Raw genomic sequence first — 19,286 nt, 5'->3', positions numbered from 1 at the left:
AGATGCGCGATTTCAGGGAAATTTGCGAAGAATGGCAGAAGATCTGGGAAGAGAGAAAGATATTTGAAGCAGAGCCAGATGAGAGGCCCAAGTTTTACTTGACTGTTGCATATCCTTACGTCTCCGGTCCCATGCACATCGGACACGGTAGGACTTACACCGTTCCCGACGTCATTGCACGCTACAAGAGAATGCGCGGATATAACGTTCTCTTTCCCATGGCGTATCACTTCACAGGGACTCCAATTGTGGGGGCTGCGAGGAGAGTTGCAAGGAGAGACCCAACACTCGTGAGGGTCCTGACCGAGAGATATGGGGTGCCAAGGGAAATGCTTCCAAAGTTTGAAAATCCGGAGTTCTACGGGAACTTCTTCGCGAAGGAGAGTGAAATGAGTTACAGAAAAGGTATGGAGAAGCTTGGGTATTCGATTGATTGGAGGAGAGAATTCAGAACGATAGATCCGCACTACAAGAAGTTTGTGACGTGGCAGTACCACAAACTCTGGGATGCCGGACTGATTGTGAAGGGCAGACATCCTGTTAGATGGTGTACGAACTGCGGAAACCCCGTTACAGATCATGACCTGCTAGAGGGAGAAGGTGTGGAGGTGCTAGAGTTCACGATCATAAAGTACAGAATGGGAGACCTAGTTTTCCCAGCTGCAACACTCAGACCTGAGACTCTTTTTGGGTTGACAAACATTTGGCTGAATCCAAACAGCGAATATGTGGTGGTTTCCGTTGATGATGAGAAGTGGGTGGTAAGTAAACAAGCCGTCGATAAGCTGAGGATGCAGGGATACAGAGTAGGGGAGCTAGAACCATTCGAGATCAAATTCGGGGCTCTGGTAGAAGTGCCTATCACAAAGAAAAAAGTGCCGATACTACCAGCAACGTTCGTTGATCCGGATAACGTCACAGGAGTGGTCGGGTCCGTTCCTGCACATGCGCCTTACGATTACGTTGCCTTGGAAAACTTGAAATCATCCGATCTCTCGAGATGGGGTATCGGCAAAGACTTGGTTGAGAAGCTTTCACCAATTGGTCTGATTGAGGTGGAGGGTTATGGGGAGTTTCCGGCTGTCGATGTCGTGCGAAAAATGGGAATCTCGGATCAAACTGACCCAAGACTGGAGGAGGCTACGAAGGAGGTCTACCGAGCGGAATTTCTTAAGGGAACTATGAGAAGCTGGATTCCAAAATACGGAGGGATGAAGGTCTCAGAGGCCAAAGTCGCGGTCAAAGAGGATTTGATAAAGTCTGGAGATGGAGCGATTATGTATGAATTCGCGGAGAAGCCCGTCACCTGCAGATGTGGAACCGGAGTCACCATAAAAATCGTTGAAGATCAGTGGTTCATTGATTATGGGCGAGAAGATTGGAAAAAAATGGCGAGGAAATGTCTCTCCATGATGCATCTCGTCCCGCCGGAGACGAGAACACAGTTTGAATATACGATTGAGTGGCTGAAGGAGTGGCCTTGCACTAGGAAGATTGGAATGGGAACTCCGGCCCCGTGGGATCCTAGCTGGATAATAGAATCCCTGAGTGATTCAACGATATATATGGCATATTACACAATCTCACACATACTCAAAACAATAGATGCAGAGAAACTCAATGATGAGGTTTTTGACTACGTATTTTACGGAAAAGGTGACATAACGGAAATCGCAAGAAAGAGCGGGATTGAAAGGGAAAAGTTAGAGAAGATGAGGAAGGAGTTTACATACTGGTATCCTCTCGACTACAGAATGTCGGCAGATGAGCTTATACCAAACCATCTTACCTTTCACATATTTCACCACGCACTGCTCTTCCCCGATGCTTGTCCGAGAGGAATCGTAAGCTTTGGAATGGTTATACTCGAGGGTCAGAAAATGTCTTCTTCTAAGGGGAACATAGTGGCGATATCTGAGGCCGTGAAGGAATTCGGAGCGGACACTGTGAGACTTCACCTGCTGGCGGTGGCGGAGCCTTGGCAGGATTTAGACTGGAGAAGCGAAGAGGTGAAGGCGACACATTCTAATCTCAGAAGATTTGCGTCACTTGTAGATGAGATTCTTTCAATCCCTGTGGAGGATGGAGAAACCGGACGAGCAGAGCAATGGATTTTGAGCAGGATGAACTTCCATCTTGGAGAAACGACTGCCGCACTTGAGGCTTTTGAAACGAGGAAAGCCGCACAGCATGCGTTTTACATGATGATGCAGGATGTGAGAAGATATCTGGAAAGATCTACAAGTTCTGCTAAGGGCAAGGTGCTTAGGGATGTTCTGGATGTCTGGATTAGAATGCTCGCACCATTCATTCCGCACGTCTGTGAGGAGATATGGAAAATGATGGGTAAGGATGGGTTTGTCTCTCTTGCAAATTGGCCGAGTGTGGAAGTGAGAAACCTTGAGGTTGAGTTTGCCGAAGCTTTCGTTGACGAGATCGTTGAGGACATCTCAGAGATCAAGAAAGTCATCGGAAAAGAAACGCCGGATATCGTTTGCATTTACGTAGCGGAGGAATGGAAATGGAAAGTCTGCAGGATGGCTCTAGAACAGATGAAAAAAGGGAAGATAGACTTTGACGCTCTTCTGACAGAGGCGAGGAGATTTGCAGAAGATATGACCGAAAAAGAGCTGGCGAAGATTTTGCAGACGATGATCGCAGAGGTGAGAAAGGCTTCTCCAGAAGAGATAGAAGCTATTAGGAAAGGAGTTAACGAATTTGATATCCTGAGTGATGCCATCAGATACATCGCGGGTCAGGTCGGAGCAAGAGAAGTTCGTGTTTTCAGGGAAAGCGATGAGGAGAAGTATGATCCAGCCGGGAGGGCGAAGAGGAGTCTGCCCCTGAGACCGGCTGTATACGTGGAGTAAAAAGAATGGAGAAGCTGGTCGAAGCTGCCAGGGATTTGAGATATCTGCTTGACAGGGGCTACCGGAGAGAATCCGCGGTCACGTTTGTAGCAAATCATTTCAGGTTAAATGAATGGGAAAGACACCTTTTGGCTAGGTGTGTTTTTTCCAAGGAGGAGGCGAGGAAACATAGGGAGAAGATCGTCGGGATCAGGGAAGTAAGGAAAAGATGGCTAGCTGTCGATGGATACAATGTGCTAATAACAGTAGAAGCTATTCTGAGAGGTGAACCTGTGATAATGTGTGAGGATGGAATTGTTAGAGATCTCAGAGGGGTTTTCGGAAAGTATCGATTTGGTGAGAAGAGTGCAGAAGCAGTGGATGAAATCGTCAAAGCGATTTCAAAAACTAAACCTAAGAGGGTAACCGTACTCTTTGACGCCCAAGTGAGCAGAAGTGGTGAGTTAGCACGTTTCGTGAAAGAAAGGCTGGAAGAAAGTGGAATTCGTGGAGAGGCTAGAGCGGAGAAAGGGGTCGACAGTAAAGTGGCGAGAGCAGAGGTTACAGCGAGCAGCGATCGTGTGGTCATCGAAAAGGCAAGGATGATTTGGGATATTCCGGCTTACATCTTGCGCAGAAGAAAAGAAAAAGTTTTAAAAATTTGAGTCTCTGGTAGCTTTTGCAAACAGGATGTCCGGTAAGCAAACCGTACCTTTTAAAAGTTCGAGAGTTCTACTATACTTAGAAAGCCAGATATCAAGCTCACTCACTTCTGGCTGTAAAAGAAGGTGCATCGTGTGAACGAGAAGCAAAACTCAGCGGAAGTTAGGGAAGTGAAAGAAGAGAGTCTCATCCCAACCGTGAAATATATGATTTATGCATCGCTGGAAGCGAATGGGGTAGTGGATAGACCAGATGTTGTCGGAGCTGTCTTTGGGCAGACTGAAGGGCTGTTGGGAGATGAACTCGATCTCCGGGAGCTTTTAAAAACTGGGAGAATTGGGAGAATTAAAGTTGATCTGCAGACTGAAGGGGGGAAGACGAAAGGAACTATAATGATTCCTTCGAGCTTGGATAGGTATGAAACCGCAATCATAGCGGCTGCGTTAGAGACTATTGAAAGAATTGGACCTTGCGAGGCCAAGATAAAGGTTGAAAAAATCCAAGATGTGAGAGACACAAAAAGAAAGTACATTCTGGATAGGGCGAAGGAAATTCTGAAGAAGCTCGAGGAGGAGCTTCCAGAAGCACAGGAGATAACCGAGCATGTGAAGGATACGATCAAAACCGGAGAAATAGTTGAATACCGTGGGTTGCCGGCCGGACCAGAGGTCGAGACCTCGGATGCCATAATCATTGTTGAGGGCAGAGCGGATGTTCTCAACCTGCTCAGAGCTGGGATAAGGAATGTCATAGCCGTTAACGGAACTAGCGTACCGCCGGAAATTGTCGAACTCACAAAGAACAAGACCGTTACGGCTTTTGTTGACAGCGATAGAGGAGGCGATCTAATCCTGCGCGAACTTTTACAGGTTGCAAGGGTTGATTATGTTGCTAGGCCACCGCCGGGAAGAAGCGTCGAAGAACTTACAAGAAAAGAAATCATCAAGGCGCTTAAGGATAAGAAACCGGTTTCGGCGATCATTCACAAGATTCTTCCCCCGAAAAAAGACATTCTCCAGAAACTTATGGACACTATGAACAGACTTAGGGGAACTTTGCAGGGGGTTCTCTTCAACTACGGTCTGGAGCCCATCAAAGAAGTACCTGTTGCGAATATCAAAGAGGAGATAAAGAACTCAAGTGGTGTGATGGCAGTGGTTTTCGACGGCATAATCACGCAGGAGATGACAGACCTGGCAGCCGCAAAAGGCATAAAGCATATCGTGGGGCTTACATCAACTGTTTCTAAACCTCCGGCGAATGTCGAGATCCTTACACTGGAGGATTTCAAGAAGCAGGGGTTGGGGAAAGATCGCGCTCCATGGTGATTGCGCTTTCCCCGTCAGCGTAATAGAACGGGACCTCGAACCTTTCGACGAAACCTAGAGTGCGGTAAAATTTGATGGCAGTGACATTGCTTTTCCTCACTTCAAGTCTAACCAAGGTCACGCCATGCTTTCGGAAACGACGGAAAATCTCTTTCATGAGGGCTGAGCCGATTCCTCTGTTTCTGTAATCTGGATCTACAGCGATTGCGAGAATGTGGCCGATAGAGAGCCATCTGATCCCTGCTATTATATAACCGACGATCCTCCCTTCGAATTCGGCGACGAGGAAAGTCTCAGGATATGTTGAAAGAAGCTTCTTTAAAAGGTCTATAGGGTAGGGGTCTGGAAAACACTTGAGCTCTATCTCAAAAACCTTCTTGAGATCTTCCTTTTTTGCTTCTCTAATCACGAGACTAGGAAGCTCGGACATCGATTTTCGTATTTTTAATTCTTCAGCCACAAAAATAAAGCTTGGGGACTGCCGTGGTCTCGCAGAAAAAGAGAGGGACGAATTTTGAATATCGGGTGGCATATCTCTTCGAAGAGTTTGGATTTGAATGGGATAGAGCCGGAAGCTCTCTCGGAATCGATCTGAAGATCTACAAAAAAGGAAAACTGAGATATTTGGTGAGCTGTAAAAAAACTTCTAGGTTGGTACCGATTTACGTGGCTAAGGATGAGATCCGTATGCTTGAGAAGAAAGCGAAGGAGATGGAAGCGGAAGCCATTGTTTGTTTTGGGTTCCGAAGAACCCCCGTTCTAGCGCTGAAAACAAAGGAAATCAAAAGACTTCCAAAAAGTAGGATGTATTATAGAATTGATCCAGATGTCGGGAGACCGCTGAGAGAAATTCTCGAGGAGGAAAGCGATTGATAAAATTGATTCCTGGAGAGCCAGCGTTGATAGTGAGAGCTGGTGGGCAGAAAATCTTGGTTGTGGCAGATTTGCATCTTGGAGTAGAGGGGGAGCTAGCCGAAAGCGGGATTTCTCTTCCAAGCCAGACACCGAAGGTCAAAAAGAGGCTTTTGAGCCTTGTTGAGAGATTCAAACCTGACAGGATTATTCTCTTGGGAGATGTGAAGCATGGAATTCCGGTTGCTAGTTGGCAGGAATGGAGGGAGCTTCCAGCACTACTCGAGGAGCTCATGAAGTATGCGAATGTAGAAATCGTTCCAGGTAATCATGATGGAGACATAGAAGGAATGGTCCCAAGAGGGGTTGTGCTGCACGATGTCAGAGGAATAAAGCTCGGGAATTCTGTTGGTCTGCTACATGGGCATGCATGGCCATCACCCGATGTTATGGGGTGTAAAGTTCTGGTGATGGGTCACACACATCCAGCGGTTGAGATCAGAGACAAATATGGTGGAAGGATAGTGGAGCCGGTGTGGCTAAAGGTCGAGCTCGAACGGTCAAAATTACCGAAAGAACTCAGAGTGGGGAAAAAATGTCCAAAGTTGATTGTCATGCCTGCCTTTGGAGAAATGGTTGGGGGAGCTCCTGTGAACAGAAAGATGTCTGAGGAGTTCATAGGTCCGATGTTCAAAAGTGGGGCGGCGAACGTTCTAGAGGCTGAAGTTTACCTCTTGGATGGGACTCTGCTGGGGAGGGTTAGAAACTTGGAAAAAATAGCGGAGGGATGTGAAACCTCTTAATATTCCACGTGAATATGACAGTAGTGAGAAATTGAAAAAGATAAGCAGGGTTCTTGTAACTGGCGTGGCTGGGTTCATGGGAAGCCATCTCGCCGAAAGATTCATCTCCGATGGTGTGAAGGTTGTGGGGATCGACAATTTCTCATGTGGCTTCATGGAGAACTTGGAAAATTTGGTGAAGAAAAAAGAGTTTCATCTTGTAAAGGGAGATATCAGGAAAATCGCTGACTTGCAAAGAAGCATGAAGGAAGTCGAAGGCGTGCTTCACTTTGCCGCACAATCAAGCGTTCCTAAATCAGCTGAGAATCCGCTTGAGGATTTTGAGGTTAATGTCAGGGGGACCCTGAACGTTCTCGAATGTGCTAGGAAGCTTGATGTTGGAGTCGTGATTTTTGCAAGCTCATCGACGGTCTACGGTGTTACAGAGGTTCTGCCGACTGATGAAAACCAGCCTATTTTACCGATCTCTAATTATGGGGCCTCAAAAGCGGCTGCAGAAGCTTTCTGCGCATCTTACTCTGCGCTCTATGACATCAAAACAGCAAACCTAAGATATTACAATATTTACGGTCCGAGATCCCGGCGTGGGGTCATGTTTGATCTGCTCGAAAAACTGAGAAAAAACTGGAGGGAACTCGAGGTTCTTGGAGACGGAAAACAGACAAAGGACTATCTTTACATAAGCGATGCGGTTGATGCGACAATGCTTATAATCGAGAAGGGGAGACTGAAGGGCGAGGCTTACAACGTCGGATACGGGAGAAATTTCTCGGTGAGCGAGATCGTGGAGGAAATCTTGAAGATTACTGGGCTTGCTGGAAAGACGAAAATTAGGTATACCGGTAAATCTTGGCCCGGCGATGTTCCGGTGACTCTTGCAGATATCTCCAAACTTAAATCGCTTGGATTCAGACCGAAGGTCTCTTTAGGGGATGGGCTTCGAAAATTCATAAACTGGTATGAAAAAACCTATGGGTGCGTTGGGGCGAAATAGGGGCTTCAGAACAGACGCCGGGTGTTTAGGATGAGAATAGGAATCGTCACGGAGTTCTTTCCCAAAAGCCCGGAGGTTGAGGTGAGAGGAGGAGCTGAGGCGAGGGCCTTTCACGTGGCAAGAGAAATCGCGAAGAGCGAGGAAGTGACGGTTTTCACGACCAGAGAGATTGGAGACCAGAAAGAAAGCGAATTTTTGGGAATCAGAGTCATCAGGCTTGGTAAAGAGAGAAGATATTCCCAGAAAGGGAGCATTGTGGAAAGGCTAAGCTTCATCGTCGATGGCATAAAAACGGAGGGGGAACTGGATATCGTCGATGGATATTGTTTTATCGCATATCCTGTCGCTTGGCTGATTTCTAGAAGGTTGAAGATCCCAGCCGTTGCGACATATCATGATGTGTGGTTGGGAAGATGGGTTAAGAACGTTGGAGTGATCGGCATAGCTGGAGAGCTTCTTGAAAGTTTCATGTTAAGCAGAAAGTGGGACCGGTTCATTGCTGTAAGCCAGTTTACCAAAAGAATGCTCGTCAAACACGGTGTTTGTGAAGAGAAAATAGAAGTAATACCGAATGGTGTAGATGTTGAGAAGATCCGCAAGCTGGAGGCAAAAAAAGAGATAAACCCAACAATCTGCTGCATATCGAGGTTAGTGGAGTACAAGCATGTGGATGATATCTTGAGAGCGGTCGCGGAGGTCAAAAAGGAGCTACCGGATGTCAAATGTAAGATTGTTGGAACTGGACCTGAAGAAGAGAAACTGAGGAAACTCGCTGCTGCGTTGGAAATCGAGAAAAATGTAGACTTTCTTGGATTTTTGAAAAGCCATGAAAAAGTAATGGAAGTTCTGAAATCTTCACATGTTTTTTGCTTAGCGAGCACGGTGGAGGGGTTTGGAATCGTGCTGCTCGAGGCGATGGCGGCAGGGGTTCCATTCGTTGCGACGAAAATCGAACCTCTACTCGAAGCCTCGGGGGGGAAAGGAGGTCTGTTTTTCGGCCCGGGGGATATCAAGGATATGGCAGGAAAGATTTTGGCGGTTTTGACGGATGATAATCTGAGAAAGAAACTTGTGGAGGAAGGAGAAAAATGGGTGGAGAACTTCAGATGGGAGAAAATTGGAAGGAGGGTTCTGGAGGTTTACCGCGACCTGACGAAGTAAGCGCGGTGATGACTGTTTATAACAATGCAGATCAGCTTGCGAAGTTTTTCGAATCTTTTCTCGAGCAGACTTATCCAGTCAGAGAGATAGAATTTGTGATCGTGGACGCGGGGAGCACGGATGGAACCGTCGAGGTCGCAAAAAAATATTCTGAAAAACTCCCCAAACTGAAAATCATGGTTGAGCCCGGGTGCAACATAAGCAGGGGGAGGAATCTGGGGATAAGAGAGACGAAGGGGAGATACATTTTGACTTTTAATTCTGATGTTAGACTCGAAAAGAACTGTGTGGAGGAACTCTTGAAGGTTCTGATGGAGCATCCGGAAGCCGGGGGTGTGGCCGGCATGCAGGTTTTTCCGGAAAGCCAGAACTTCGTGGCAAAATGTGTTTATTTTATACCTGGCATGGCCCAGGTCAGTCTGGTCACAACGCCAACGCTCAAAGAAAAAGATATCGTAGAAACCCATTCGGTCCCTTGCGAATGTGGAGTGTGGAGAAGAGAAGCCCTGCCTGAGGGGTTGTTTGACGAAAAAATTCAGTGGGGTGAGGATTCGGAATTTCATTTCAGGATGATGAAATCTGGGTGGAAAATCTACGGAACGAGGAGGGCGAGATTTGAGCACTTTTACAAGAGCAGCGTGCGGAAGTTCTGGAGGCAGCAAGTTGCGTACGGTTATGGTGCTGGTCTGATGTTCCGACTTGGGAAAGAGATAGGATGGGGATTCCGGTGGAAAAGGTATGTTGCGCTATTTTTACCCTTCGCCGTCGTGGCTTGGGCGGTTCTCACAGCTTTCTGGCCTATTCTTGGGCTCCTGCTTTTCATTCTCGGAATCTCCCCTCTTCTTTTAATATCAGTTAAAGCTGCGGTGGCTGGCGGACCGAAGTTTTTCCCTGGAGTGTTTTCTCTTTTAATCGTGAAATATTTTGCGAACGAGGTGGGATTTTGGAAGGCTCTGTTAAGACGTTCTCCGTGATCATCCCCACCTATAGAAGACCGGTTGAGCTAGACAGGCTCCTCACGGATCTGGAGAAACAGAAATTTGAGAAACTCAGAGAAAGGGTTGAGGTAATCATCGTGACTGAGAATCCGGACGAGGATACTCTTAACGTTATAAATAGCCACGAAGAAAAGAGCATCCTAGATATTGTCAAAATAATCTTCGATAGGAAGTTGGGATTACCGGGAGCGAGAAACAGGGGGATAGAGAAAGCCAGGGGGGAGTTCCTGATTTTCCTTGACGACGACGTAAGAATTGACGAAAACTTTCTGAAGGAATGTGAAAGATACTCCGAACTGAAAAATTTCTGCTTTAGGATAGAGGGAGTGAAATCCCATCTGCTGGATAGAATTTTTGTGGGAAAGATGATTTTCCCCTTGGGTTTGGTTTTCGCCGGGTTTGGGGAAAGGCTGGAGAAAATCGTTGAAATATCGCATCTTCCAGGAGCTTGCTTCATCGTGCGGAGGGGTTCTGGATTGATATTTGACGAAAAACTAGGGGAGGGAAACGCATACCTTGAGGATTGTGATTTCTCTTTTAGACTTAGAAAGCTTGGGGAGAAACTTTACTATGTTCCATTTTACTCGATCAAACACATGCCACCGGAAAGTGGTGGATGTAGGGAACCGGATTACAGAAGATGGCTTAGGTATTATTGGAGTCACAAGAGCTATTTCATACGCAAGAATGGAAGTAGCGCTTGCCTGATCGCGGCGTTTTTTGTGGCATTTCTGGAGTGCTTCTATCTTTCTGTGAGCAAAGGGAGAAACTTTTTCAAGGAGTTATTCCGTGGTTGGAGGGAAGGAATCCTTGGAAAACTAGAATAAACTTCTGTCTCCAAGTGGTTGTGAGGATGAAAAGCGATTTGAAAGTATTCATTTGGCAGAGGGGATGGCTGGGAGGAGCGGAAAGAGTGATGCTTGGACTTGCGGAGACATTTAAGAGTTACGCCCGAATAGAGCCTGTTTTAGGGGTTTTTGAAAAAAACGAAAACATCGATTTTGAACAGGTTTGCGTGAACAGAATTTTTCCGGAAAAGGCGGTTGGATATAACACGATTTGGGCCTCGTTTTATCTGAATAGAAAAGGTATTCTTGATGATTTTGATATCGTTATAGCCCATGGGGGCGGAATGTGGAAAACTAGGAAAAACTTCTACGTTTGTCATGAAGCAGGGGATCTAGATGCTTTAGCAAAAAACCTGCCCCTATTCTCCAAGCTCACGTTTTTTCCTCTGAAAGAGCTTTACATTTGTTTTATCAAAAAATCTGATCTAATCATATCGGCCACAAGAGAATGCGACAGATTTTTAGAAAGGCATGGTGTGAGGGATTACGTAAAGGGGCGCAATTTTGTGGATACCAAATTTTTCAGGCCAAAAGGAAAAAAACCAGGCGGAGCTTTCAAGATTCTTTTCGTCGGAAGGGATGAACCCAGAAAAAACCTTGGGGCTCTGAAAGAAGTCTGCAGAAAACTTCGTGGAGTTGAGCTCAACATAATCGGAGCGGTAGGAGAAAATGAGGGGGATGTTAGATATCTGGGTTATGTGAGTGATGAGGAGCTAGCTGAATGGTACAGAAGATCTCATCTTTTTGTTCTGCCATCTTTCTGGGAGGGCTTTTCTGTTTCAATTCTCGAGGCGATGGCGAGCGGGACCCCTGTCCTAGCTAGCGTGTATGCCATTCCGGAAGAATTGAAGAAATTTGCTATCACTTTTGATCCGTACTCAAAAAACGAGCTTTCCAAAAAGATTCAATGGATAATGGAGAATTATGAAGATGTGACAAGGATTGCCAAGAAAGCGAGAAATTTCGTCGTCAAAAACTATGAGAAAGAGATGGTTTTGAGATGGGAGGTAGAAACGATTCTCGAAAGATTCAGAAGGAGGAAAAGAAGATGAACTACAAAGTTCTCTTCATTCCTGGAAATGTCTACCACGTTAGAATGTTTTCCAAAGTTGCGAAGAAGCTGAAAGGAGATGTACTTGCGATAAGTTTGGAAGGATACGGCGAAAAGGGTAGAGCTGGGATAGAGCGAGCACTTCAAGAAAACGGAATTCGATTTAAACGGGTTCAAGATTATCGAAAGAAGGATCCGGAGTTTATCCTACGAGAGGAGAAACCCGACGTTGTGGTTGTTTTAAACGATATCGACCCAGGTTGTCTCTATTTCGTCAGAGGAGCTAACAGACTGGGAATACCAACGCTTCTCATAGCTGAAGGGATAGTTGTGGACACTCCGCATAGAAGCTTAGGACCAAGTTATTTCATAAATATCATCAAAAATGTTTTGTTCTCTGGAAATATTGCTCATTCCATAAAACTTCTCGTTAGAAGAACTTCCAGCATATTGTCCGGAAATCCTGAACCCGGATATGATAGGTATGGTGCTGAGTGTATGAAAATTGCTGTCTGGGGCGAATATTCAAAGAATTTTTTTGAAAGTAGAGGCATACCGTCGGAAAAGATTGTAATCACGGGAAATCCACTGATGGACGATATTTTTAGATTAAAACCGAAGGCCGATAAAATAAAAAAGCAATTGGGTTTACCAGCTGGGGCTAAACTCATTGTGTACGCTTCTTGTAATCCTATTGATATTCAGTATTGGACGGAAGAGGAGACAGCTCATCTAGTGAGACTTTTAAACAAGATAGTGCTAAACATGAAGAACTGCTTTTTGCTTATCAGACCTCATCCAACTGAACCGAACGAAAGATATCTGCGCTTTTTACAAGGAGAGGATACAAGCAAAACATTCGTGAGCAAAAAGGAGAATCTTTACGATTTGTTGGCTTCTTGTGATCTCTTGATAACTGAGGGCTCAGTAGTGGGGAGCGAGGCCGCTGCAATGGGAAAACCCGTAATAATCGTCAATTTAACCGGTAAACCCTACCTAAACAGATATTACCCCAAATTGTTAGCGGACGAGGGAGTAGCCATTGAGGTTCTAAAAGAATATGAACTCGACAACTCAATCAAGCGGCTTCTGAAAAGCAAAGACCTTGCGAAAAATCGCTGGAAATTTATAAGAAAGTATTTCTATAAGTTGGATGAGATGTCTTCTCAGCGGGTGGCTAGTTTAATAGAAAAACTTGCCAGAGGGCGGGGCGGATAGCTTATGAGATTTTTATTCCTAAATCCTGATTTTCCCTATAAGCAAAACGACCAAATAATAATCACGGGCGGATTACAAGCACACGGTTTTTTTATAGCGAGAGAACTCGTCAAAAGAGGACACGAGGTAACTGCTATAGCTTTTTTACCAGAAGGCGGAACGGAGGTAATTGATGGAATTAGGGTTTGTAGAGTTGGGAACTGGACTACCGAACACAGTATGTTTAAGAAGACATTTAATTTTGGAAAAAACTTGATGGAGCTTTTAAGAGCTGGAATGTTTATAGCCGAGGAATATAAACCAGACTTCATCTACAGTTGGTCAAGTGAAGGCTTTATTATTTCTCCCGTGATAAGTAAACTGTATAAAATCCCGTTTATTGCAAGCATCCATGGTATCGGCGGGTTGAATGTGTTGTTTTACGGTTTCTTTTTGAACAAGGGAGCATATGCCTGCCCCACGTCTCTAGGGGAGCTAGTGCTCGCGACACTTGGTAGTAGGATGGCAGATCTGGTTGAAACGATCTCTACAGAAAGTAAAAAACTTATCATAGATTTCGTCGGAATTGATGCCAGAAAGATCTTTGTGACTGGCAATGGTGTGAATATTGAAGATTACGAATATTCTGAAGACAAGGAAAACCTAATCGTTGTTCTGGGCAGACTTACTCGCGTTAAACGAGTTGACAGGGCAATAGAGATCTTTAGAAGGGTAAAAGAGAAAGTGAAGGATGCGAAACTGTGCATTATAGGTGATGGTCCGGAAAAGGAACTACTGATGCGTATGACAAAAAACGAACCTGATATTATTTTTACCGGCATAATACCAGAGAAAGAAAAAATTTCTCTTCTGAAGAGAGCAAAAATCTATCTTTCGTCCTCTTCTTATGAAAGTTGGAACATACCACTTTTAGAAGCTTGGGCATGCGGAGCTTATCCAGTAGTTCCCCACATCCCTGCTCTTGTGAATATTGTCGGTCCTTATGGATTCGTTTACAAAGAAGAAAGTGAAGCCGTTAGAGCAATTACGCATATGCTAATTCAAGAAAATGAGAGAAGAAAATGTACATACGCCGCAAGGAAGTTTGTAGAAGAAAACTATGATTGGAAAAAAATAGCAGATAAATTTATCTCAGCAGTCGCTAGTTGGGATAGTAAAAGATAAAATTTTAACTTTTAGCGAAGGCCGATAAAATAAAAAACAATTGGGTTTACCAGCTGGGGCTGAACTCATTGTGTACGCTTCTTGTAATCCTATTGATATTCAGTATTGGACGGAAGAGGAGACAGCTCATCTAGTGAGACTTAAAAGATAATACTTCATGAGCAAAAAAGAGAATCTTTACGATTTGTTGGCTTCATGCAATATTTTAATAACCGATGCATCTGTTGTTGGAAGCGAAGCCGCCGCAATAGGAAAACCCGTGATCATCGTCAATTTGACTGGAAAGCCTTATCCGATCAGGTATTACCCGAAGCTATTGATAGATGAGGGGGTAGCCGTGGAGGTGAGAAGAAAAGGCGAGCTACTTCCAACAATCGAAAGACTTCTAAACAAGAAAAGTCAAAATGAATTGATGAAAAACCGTGAAAAATTCGTGAGGAAATATTTTTACCGAATAGACGGGAAGTCATCTGAGAGAGTCGCAGAATTGGTAGAAAAGATGGTGAAGAAATAATGAGCTTCATTGAAGGAAAGAAAATCCTCGTGACTGGAGGAGCAGGATCGATAGGAAGCCTGCTTGTTCAAGAGTTGCTTGAACACAAACCGAAAGTAGTGAGAGTTCTGGACTCGGATGAAACACGTTTGTTTGAGCTGAAATTGAAAATCGGGGAGAGAGAGGACATAAGATTCCTTCTCGGAGATGTCCGGGATAAAGACAGATTGAGATATGCAGTAGAAGATATAGATTTGGTTTTTCATGCGGCCGCTTTGAAGCACGTGGAGGAGTGCGAGTACAATCCCTTCGAGGCGGTGAAAACCAATGTTTTGGGTACGCAGAACGTGATTGATGTAGCGATTCAAGAAGAAGTCGAGAAAGTGATCTTCACGAGTAGCGATAAAGCCGTCAATCCAACTAATGTTATGGGGGCGACAAAGCTTCTATGTGAAAGGCTTATCACAGCAGCCAATTATTACAAAGGGGCTAGGAGAAGCGTTTTTTCAAGTGTTAGATTCGGAAACGTCGTTGGTTCGAGCGGCTCAGTCATCCCGGTTTTCCTAGAGCAGATAAAAAAAGGCGGTCCTGTGACCATCACGGATCCGGCAATGACAAGATTCGTGATGTCTAGCAAAAGGGCAATTGAGCTTCTCATAAGAGCCACAGAAATGGCGAAAGGCGGGGAAATCTTCATTTTCAAGATGCCAGTTGTAAACATCTCTGACTTAGCTACGACTATGATCGAAAAGTTTGCTGAGAAGTATGGACATGATCCCCAAAAGATAAAAACCAAGATAATTGGGAGGAAGCCCGGAGAAAAGCTCTATGAGGAGTTGATGACGGAAGGGGAAGCCGAGAGAGCCCTAGAAACCGAGGATATGTTCATCGTCCTTCCGGAGATAAAAGAGATACGAGCAAATTTTGAGTATCCAAAAGCTAAGAAGGCGGAGGTTAAACCCTACAGATCCTGTGATACCAAACCGATGACCAAAAAAGAGATCGAAAAGATGCTTGAGGAGCTTCTTCCGGAGGCTTAAATTTGAAGGTTCTGGTCACCGGGGGCGCAGGATTTATCGGTAGATGGGTTGTGAAGAGGCTTCTTTCCTCTGACTATAATGTCATCGCTTACGACAACTTGAGTAGCGGCAGCTTAGCGAACATAAACGAATTCTTGAAAAACAAATGTTTCAAATTTGTCAAGGGAGATGTTCTAGATGTCAGAAAAATGAAGAAAGTTTTTGAAGATGTTGATATCTGCGTTCACCTTGCTGCCCAAATAAATGTTCAGAAATCGATAGAAGATCCGGAGGAAACATTTCGGGTGAATGTTATCGGAACTCATAATGTTTTGGAGGAATGCAGAAGACGTGATGCGAAACTCGTGCTCGTTGGAACTTGTTTAGTCTATGATACCAGTCTGGGAAAACCGATAAGTGAGAACCACCCGGTAAAGCCGGCCTCCCCTTACGCCAGTTCTAAGCTTGCAGGAGAGGAACTTGCGCTCTCCTACTTCCGGGCATACGGATTGCCTGTTGTCGTAACGAGACCATTTAACACCTACGGGCCTTTCCAGCGAAGCGACAGCGAGGGTGGGGTAGTTAGCATTTTCATCAAGAGAAAGTTGGAGAAGAAACCTCTCCTAGTTTTCGGGGATGGCGAACAGACGCGCGATCTTCTTTATGTCGAGGACTGTGCAGACTTCATCGTAAGGGCTATGGAGAGCAGAAGGGCTGTGGGTGAGATCATCAATGCGGGAACTGGAAGAGATGTGAGCATAAACGAACTCGCACTTATGATCTGTGGAAATAATAAAATGATAAAGCATGTGAAGCATCCACATCCACAGGCTGAAATAAGAAAACTCGTATGTGATTTTTCGAAAGCAAGAAAACTTCTAGGATGGAAACCTGCAATAAGTTTGGAGGAGGGAATAAAGAAAACCGAGCAATGGCTGGCGGGAGCATGAAGTTCCTTCCATACGGACTTCACTGGATAGATGAGAAAGATATCGAAGAAGTTGTGAAGGTTCTGCGAAGTGATTGGATCGTAATGGGCAGTAAAGTTAAAGAATTTGAAAATGCTGTATGCGATTACGTCGGGAGCAAACACGGGATTGCGGTCAACTCCGGGACTGCCGCGTTGGATATCGCTGTCAATTCTTTGGAGATAGAGAGCGGAGAAGTGATAACAACACCATTTACGTTTGTGGCTACAGCGCACTCTATCCTGTATGCTGGGCTCAAGCCTGTCTTCGCCGACATAGAAAAAGATACCTTTAATATAAACCCCGAAGAGGTCGAGAAAAAAATAAACGAAAAAACAAGGGCGATAATTTACGTTGACTTTGCCGGGCATCCCTGTGAAATCGATGAGCTGAAAAGGATTGCTGAGGAGAATGACTTATGGCTGATTGAAGATGCAGCCCACGCGCTTGGTGCCGAGTATAAAGGAAAAAAGGTTGGAAGTTTCGCAGACATCACAATATTCAGTTTCCATCCTGTGAAGCATATCACAACAGGAGAGGGCGGGATGTGCGTTACTGATGATGATGAGCTCGCTGAAAAAATGCGAATCCTTAGAAATCAGGGTGTTGAAACCGCCGCGCTTGAGAGGTTTGGACCTAAGGGGAAATGGACATACGATGTGAAGATGCTGGGCAGAAATTACAGAATGACAGATTTTCAGGCTGCGCTCGGTCTTTCCCAACTGAAAAAGCTAGAATATTTCCTCAAAAGAAGAGAAGAGATCGTCAAAATCTACATGGAGGAACTGGCTGACGTTCCTTTCGTAGAACTTCCGATTTCTCGACCTCACGTTCGGCATGCTTGGCATATTTTCACCGTGCTTGTCTGTAAAGGGATCAACAGAGATGAATTCATTCTTCATCTTAGGGAGAGGGGAATCGGTGCGGCGGTGCACTACATTCCCGTCTACAAATTTTCCTATTATAGGGAAAAATTCGGTTTCAGACCAGAAGATTTTCCAGTGGCTGAAGACATTAGCGAAAGAATAGTCACCTTGCCCTTATTTCCCAAAATGACGGATGAGGATGTCATGAGAACAATATCTGTGGTCAAAGAAATCGGGAGGGAGATTTCCCGATGAAGGACCTTAAAATTTTGGTTGTAGGATGTGGGTCTATAGGAGAACGTCACATTAAAAATCTGCTTTCGTTGGGGATCAAAAAACTTTCGGCATACGACAGCGATGCGAAGAGGCTCAAATATGTTGGAGAAAAATATGGAGTAGAAATCGAGAAGAATTTGGAATCGGCGTTAGCGAAAAAACCTGATGGGGCTCTCATCTGTACGCCTCCGGTTAATCATGTCCCTCTTGCCAGGCAGGCCTTGCATGCGGGTGCAAATGTGTTCATCGAAAAACCCCTCTCCCACTCGATGGATGGTGTAGACGAAATTATCGAAGAAGCAGAGAAAAAGGGTTTGATCATTTCGGTGGGATACAATTTCAGATTTCATCCCGGTATGCGACTCGTGAAAAAAATTATCGAAAGTGGAGAGATCGGAAAAGTGATGTTCGGTAGAGCACAGGCTGAGCAATATCTTCCTGACTGGAGACCTTGGCAGGATTATCGGAAAAGCTACACAGCTAGGAAGGAGATGGGTGGCGGAATAATTTTGGACGGATCACATGAGATAGACTATATGAGATGGCTTTTGGGAAATGTCAATGAGGTCTTTTGTTTCGCTGGAAAGTTGAGCCCGCTTGAAATCAATGTCGAGGATACGGCGAGCATTCTCATGAAGCATGAAAAAAACAAACTTTCAAACGTTCATATCGATTTCGTGAGGAGGGATTATTCTAGAATGTGCGAGATCGTAGGAGAGGAAGGAACTGTTGTCTGGAGTTTCCCCGCTGGAAGTGTAAGAGTTTTTCTGGCAAAAAACAAAAAATGGCGAAATGTGTATCGGGGATGTGACTGGAATAGAATGTATGTAGAGGAAATGAGACATTTCATAAAATGTTTGGAGGGAAAAGACAGACCGGAAGTAAATGGCGAGGAGGGAAAAATGACCTTGGAAATAGCGCTTGCTGCGAAACTATCCGCGAAAACCGGAAGAGTGGTGAGGGTCTAAGGATGAGAAAAACTGTAGCTATCATACAAGCGAGAGTGGGATCTACCCGTCTTCCGGGCAAAGTTCTGAAAGAGATCTGTGGAAAACCCATGTTATGGTATGTGATAGAGCGGGTGAAAAGAGCTAAGCTCATAAATGAAATCGTTGTAGCCACTACAACAAATGCTGAAGATGATGAAATCGTAAAAATTGCAGAGCAGTGCAGGGTCAAGACCTTCCGGGGTAGCGAAGATGATGTTTTAGACAGATATTATCGGGCGGCCAAAGAATTTAAAGCGGACGTTGTTGTTCGGATTACCGCTGATTGTCCTCTTATTGACCCAGAAATCGTCGATAAAACGGTGGAATTTTTCTTGAAAGGTGATTTTGATTATGTGAGCAATACTGTCAGGCCAACTTTTCCGGATGGACTCGATGTGGAGGTGTTCTCGTTTGATGCTTTGAAAAAGGCGTGGGAGAATGCCACCAAACTTTCGGAGAGAGAGCACGTCACACCATACATACGAAAACATCCCGAAAAATTTAAGATAGGAAGTTTTGAGGCTGAGCATGATCTCTCTCATTTGCGTTGGACCGTCGACAGAGAAGAGGATCTGAGATTTGTGAGAGAGGTTTACGAAAGAATTGGAAAAGAAATCTTTCACATGCAGGATGTTTTGGAGTTGCTGAAGGAGCATCCTGAACTTGCCGAAATAAACCGCGGCATAAAAAGGAATGAAGGATACGAAAAATCGTTAAGAGAAGACAGAGAGATTGTAAAAAAGTGA

The 19,286-nt window shown here is 44.9% G+C and carries 19 protein-coding genes; 18 read left to right on the top strand and 1 reads right to left on the bottom strand.

The genetic code is table 11. From position 1 onward, the window contains the following. Window positions 1-2 precede the first annotated feature (2 nt). The 3 genes from leuS (at window position 3) to dnaG (ending at window position 4,840) form a co-directional block, all read left to right on the top strand. On the top strand, window positions 3-2,870 hold the full coding sequence (gene leuS, locus QXF64_00985; GenBank protein ID MEM1689071.1) for a leucine--tRNA ligase: 2,868 nt from the start codon (window positions 3-5) through the stop codon (window positions 2,868-2,870). A 5-nt stretch (window positions 2,871-2,875) separates the two neighbouring features. After that, a complete protein-coding gene (locus QXF64_00980; GenBank protein ID MEM1689070.1) occupies window positions 2,876-3,514 on the top strand; it encodes a DUF434 domain-containing protein in 639 nt (212 codons plus the stop codon). 132 nt (window positions 3,515-3,646) lie between these two features. Continuing rightward, the gene (gene dnaG, locus QXF64_00975; GenBank protein ID MEM1689069.1) at window positions 3,647-4,840 is read left to right on the top strand and encodes a DNA primase DnaG; all 1,194 of its coding nucleotides are present in this window, start codon (window positions 3,647-3,649) and stop codon (window positions 4,838-4,840) included. Here the strand turns inward: dnaG and rimI are convergent. Beyond that, window positions 4,800-5,270, bottom strand: a complete 471-nt coding sequence (rimI, locus tag QXF64_00970) for a ribosomal protein S18-alanine N-acetyltransferase (protein MEM1689068.1) — start codon at window positions 5,268-5,270, stop codon at window positions 4,800-4,802. The two genes, dnaG and rimI, sit on opposite strands and share 41 nt — an antisense overlap. A gap of 41 nt (window positions 5,271-5,311) precedes the next feature. Between rimI and QXF64_00965 the strand changes: the two genes are divergently transcribed. The 15 genes from QXF64_00965 (at window position 5,312) to QXF64_00895 (ending at window position 19,286) form a co-directional block, all read left to right on the top strand. Beyond that, window positions 5,312-5,713 (top strand): restriction endonuclease, encoded by a 402-nt coding sequence (locus QXF64_00965; protein ID MEM1689067.1) that lies wholly within the window; start codon window positions 5,312-5,314, stop codon window positions 5,711-5,713. Continuing rightward, on the top strand, window positions 5,710-6,495 hold the full coding sequence (locus tag QXF64_00960; protein MEM1689066.1) for a metallophosphoesterase: 786 nt from the start codon (window positions 5,710-5,712) through the stop codon (window positions 6,493-6,495). The genes QXF64_00965 and QXF64_00960 overlap by 4 nt, the downstream gene beginning before the upstream one ends. A 31-nt stretch (window positions 6,496-6,526) precedes the next feature. Further along, window positions 6,527-7,489, top strand: coding sequence for an SDR family NAD(P)-dependent oxidoreductase (locus tag QXF64_00955; protein MEM1689065.1), 963 nt, complete (start codon window positions 6,527-6,529; stop codon window positions 7,487-7,489). Between the two features lie 30 nt (window positions 7,490-7,519). Next, window positions 7,520-8,650, top strand: a complete 1,131-nt coding sequence (locus tag QXF64_00950; protein ID MEM1689064.1) for a glycosyltransferase family 4 protein — start codon at window positions 7,520-7,522, stop codon at window positions 8,648-8,650. Then, window positions 8,596-9,624, top strand: a complete 1,029-nt coding sequence (locus QXF64_00945) for a glycosyltransferase (GenBank protein MEM1689063.1) — start codon at window positions 8,596-8,598, stop codon at window positions 9,622-9,624. Before QXF64_00950 ends, QXF64_00945 begins: the two co-directional genes overlap by 55 nt. Then, window positions 9,594-10,475 carry a glycosyltransferase gene (locus tag QXF64_00940; protein MEM1689062.1) on the top strand — a complete coding sequence of 294 codons (882 nt, stop codon included), beginning with the start codon at window positions 9,594-9,596 and terminating at the stop codon, window positions 10,473-10,475. Before QXF64_00945 ends, QXF64_00940 begins: the two co-directional genes overlap by 31 nt. Before the next feature lie 38 nt (window positions 10,476-10,513). Then, window positions 10,514-11,548, top strand: a complete 1,035-nt coding sequence (locus QXF64_00935; GenBank protein MEM1689061.1) for a glycosyltransferase family 4 protein — start codon at window positions 10,514-10,516, stop codon at window positions 11,546-11,548. Further along, the gene (locus QXF64_00930) at window positions 11,545-12,765 is read left to right on the top strand and encodes a CDP-glycerol glycerophosphotransferase family protein (protein MEM1689060.1); all 1,221 of its coding nucleotides are present in this window, start codon (window positions 11,545-11,547) and stop codon (window positions 12,763-12,765) included. The genes QXF64_00935 and QXF64_00930 overlap by 4 nt, the downstream gene beginning before the upstream one ends. A gap of 3 nt (window positions 12,766-12,768) precedes the next feature. Further along, on the top strand, window positions 12,769-13,929 hold the full coding sequence (locus QXF64_00925) for a glycosyltransferase family 4 protein (protein MEM1689059.1): 1,161 nt from the start codon (window positions 12,769-12,771) through the stop codon (window positions 13,927-13,929). 157 nt (window positions 13,930-14,086) lie between these two features. Next, a complete protein-coding gene (locus tag QXF64_00920) occupies window positions 14,087-14,443 on the top strand; it encodes a CDP-glycerol glycerophosphotransferase family protein (protein MEM1689058.1) in 357 nt (118 codons plus the stop codon). Next, window positions 14,443-15,462, top strand: coding sequence for an SDR family NAD(P)-dependent oxidoreductase (locus QXF64_00915; GenBank protein ID MEM1689057.1), 1,020 nt, complete (start codon window positions 14,443-14,445; stop codon window positions 15,460-15,462). Before QXF64_00920 ends, QXF64_00915 begins: the two co-directional genes overlap by 1 nt. 2 nt (window positions 15,463-15,464) lie before the next feature. Further along, window positions 15,465-16,391, top strand: coding sequence for an SDR family NAD(P)-dependent oxidoreductase (locus tag QXF64_00910; GenBank protein ID MEM1689056.1), 927 nt, complete (start codon window positions 15,465-15,467; stop codon window positions 16,389-16,391). After that, window positions 16,388-17,530: a UDP-4-amino-4,6-dideoxy-N-acetyl-beta-L-altrosamine transaminase gene (gene pseC, locus QXF64_00905; protein MEM1689055.1), complete on the top strand. Its 1,143-nt coding sequence runs from the start codon at window positions 16,388-16,390 to the stop codon at window positions 17,528-17,530. Before QXF64_00910 ends, pseC begins: the two co-directional genes overlap by 4 nt. Then, on the top strand, window positions 17,527-18,519 hold the full coding sequence (locus QXF64_00900) for a Gfo/Idh/MocA family oxidoreductase (protein ID MEM1689054.1): 993 nt from the start codon (window positions 17,527-17,529) through the stop codon (window positions 18,517-18,519). The genes pseC and QXF64_00900 overlap by 4 nt, the downstream gene beginning before the upstream one ends. 2 nt (window positions 18,520-18,521) lie before the next feature. After that, window positions 18,522-19,286 carry a glycosyltransferase family protein gene (locus QXF64_00895; protein ID MEM1689053.1) on the top strand — a complete coding sequence of 255 codons (765 nt, stop codon included), beginning with the start codon at window positions 18,522-18,524 and terminating at the stop codon, window positions 19,284-19,286.

The sequence above is a fragment of the Candidatus Hadarchaeales archaeon genome (genome assembly GCA_038823825.1).
Classification (GTDB): domain Archaea; phylum Hadarchaeota; class Hadarchaeia; order Hadarchaeales; family Hadarchaeaceae; genus JAVZGN01.
The sequence above is the reverse complement of the archived record's forward strand: the minus strand, read 5'-3'. Positions and strand labels throughout refer to the sequence as shown.

Bases quoted from the DNA above. Each gene is read 5' to 3' on its own strand.
- QXF64_00895 (MEM1689053.1), top strand. From the start codon at position 18,522: ATGAGAAAAACTGTAGCTATCATACAAGCGAGAGTGGGATCTACCCGT.
- QXF64_00980 (MEM1689070.1), top strand. From the start codon at position 2,876: ATGGAGAAGCTGGTCGAAGCTGCCAGGGATTTGAGATATCTGCTTGAC.
- QXF64_00930 (MEM1689060.1), top strand. From the start codon at position 11,545: ATGAACTACAAAGTTCTCTTCATTCCTGGAAATGTCTACCACGTTAGA.
- rimI (MEM1689068.1), bottom strand. From the start codon at position 5,270: ATGTCCGAGCTTCCTAGTCTCGTGATTAGAGAAGCAAAAAAGGAAGAT.
- QXF64_00900 (MEM1689054.1), top strand. From the start codon at position 17,527: ATGAAGGACCTTAAAATTTTGGTTGTAGGATGTGGGTCTATAGGAGAA.
- leuS (MEM1689071.1), top strand. From the start codon at position 3: ATGCGCGATTTCAGGGAAATTTGCGAAGAATGGCAGAAGATCTGGGAA.
- QXF64_00920 (MEM1689058.1), top strand. From the start codon at position 14,087: ATGAGCAAAAAAGAGAATCTTTACGATTTGTTGGCTTCATGCAATATT.
- pseC (MEM1689055.1), top strand. From the start codon at position 16,388: ATGAAGTTCCTTCCATACGGACTTCACTGGATAGATGAGAAAGATATC.
- QXF64_00915 (MEM1689057.1), top strand. From the start codon at position 14,443: ATGAGCTTCATTGAAGGAAAGAAAATCCTCGTGACTGGAGGAGCAGGA.
- QXF64_00950 (MEM1689064.1), top strand. From the start codon at position 7,520: ATGAGAATAGGAATCGTCACGGAGTTCTTTCCCAAAAGCCCGGAGGTT.
- QXF64_00945 (MEM1689063.1), top strand. From the start codon at position 8,596: ATGGGAGAAAATTGGAAGGAGGGTTCTGGAGGTTTACCGCGACCTGAC.
- QXF64_00925 (MEM1689059.1), top strand. From the start codon at position 12,769: ATGAGATTTTTATTCCTAAATCCTGATTTTCCCTATAAGCAAAACGAC.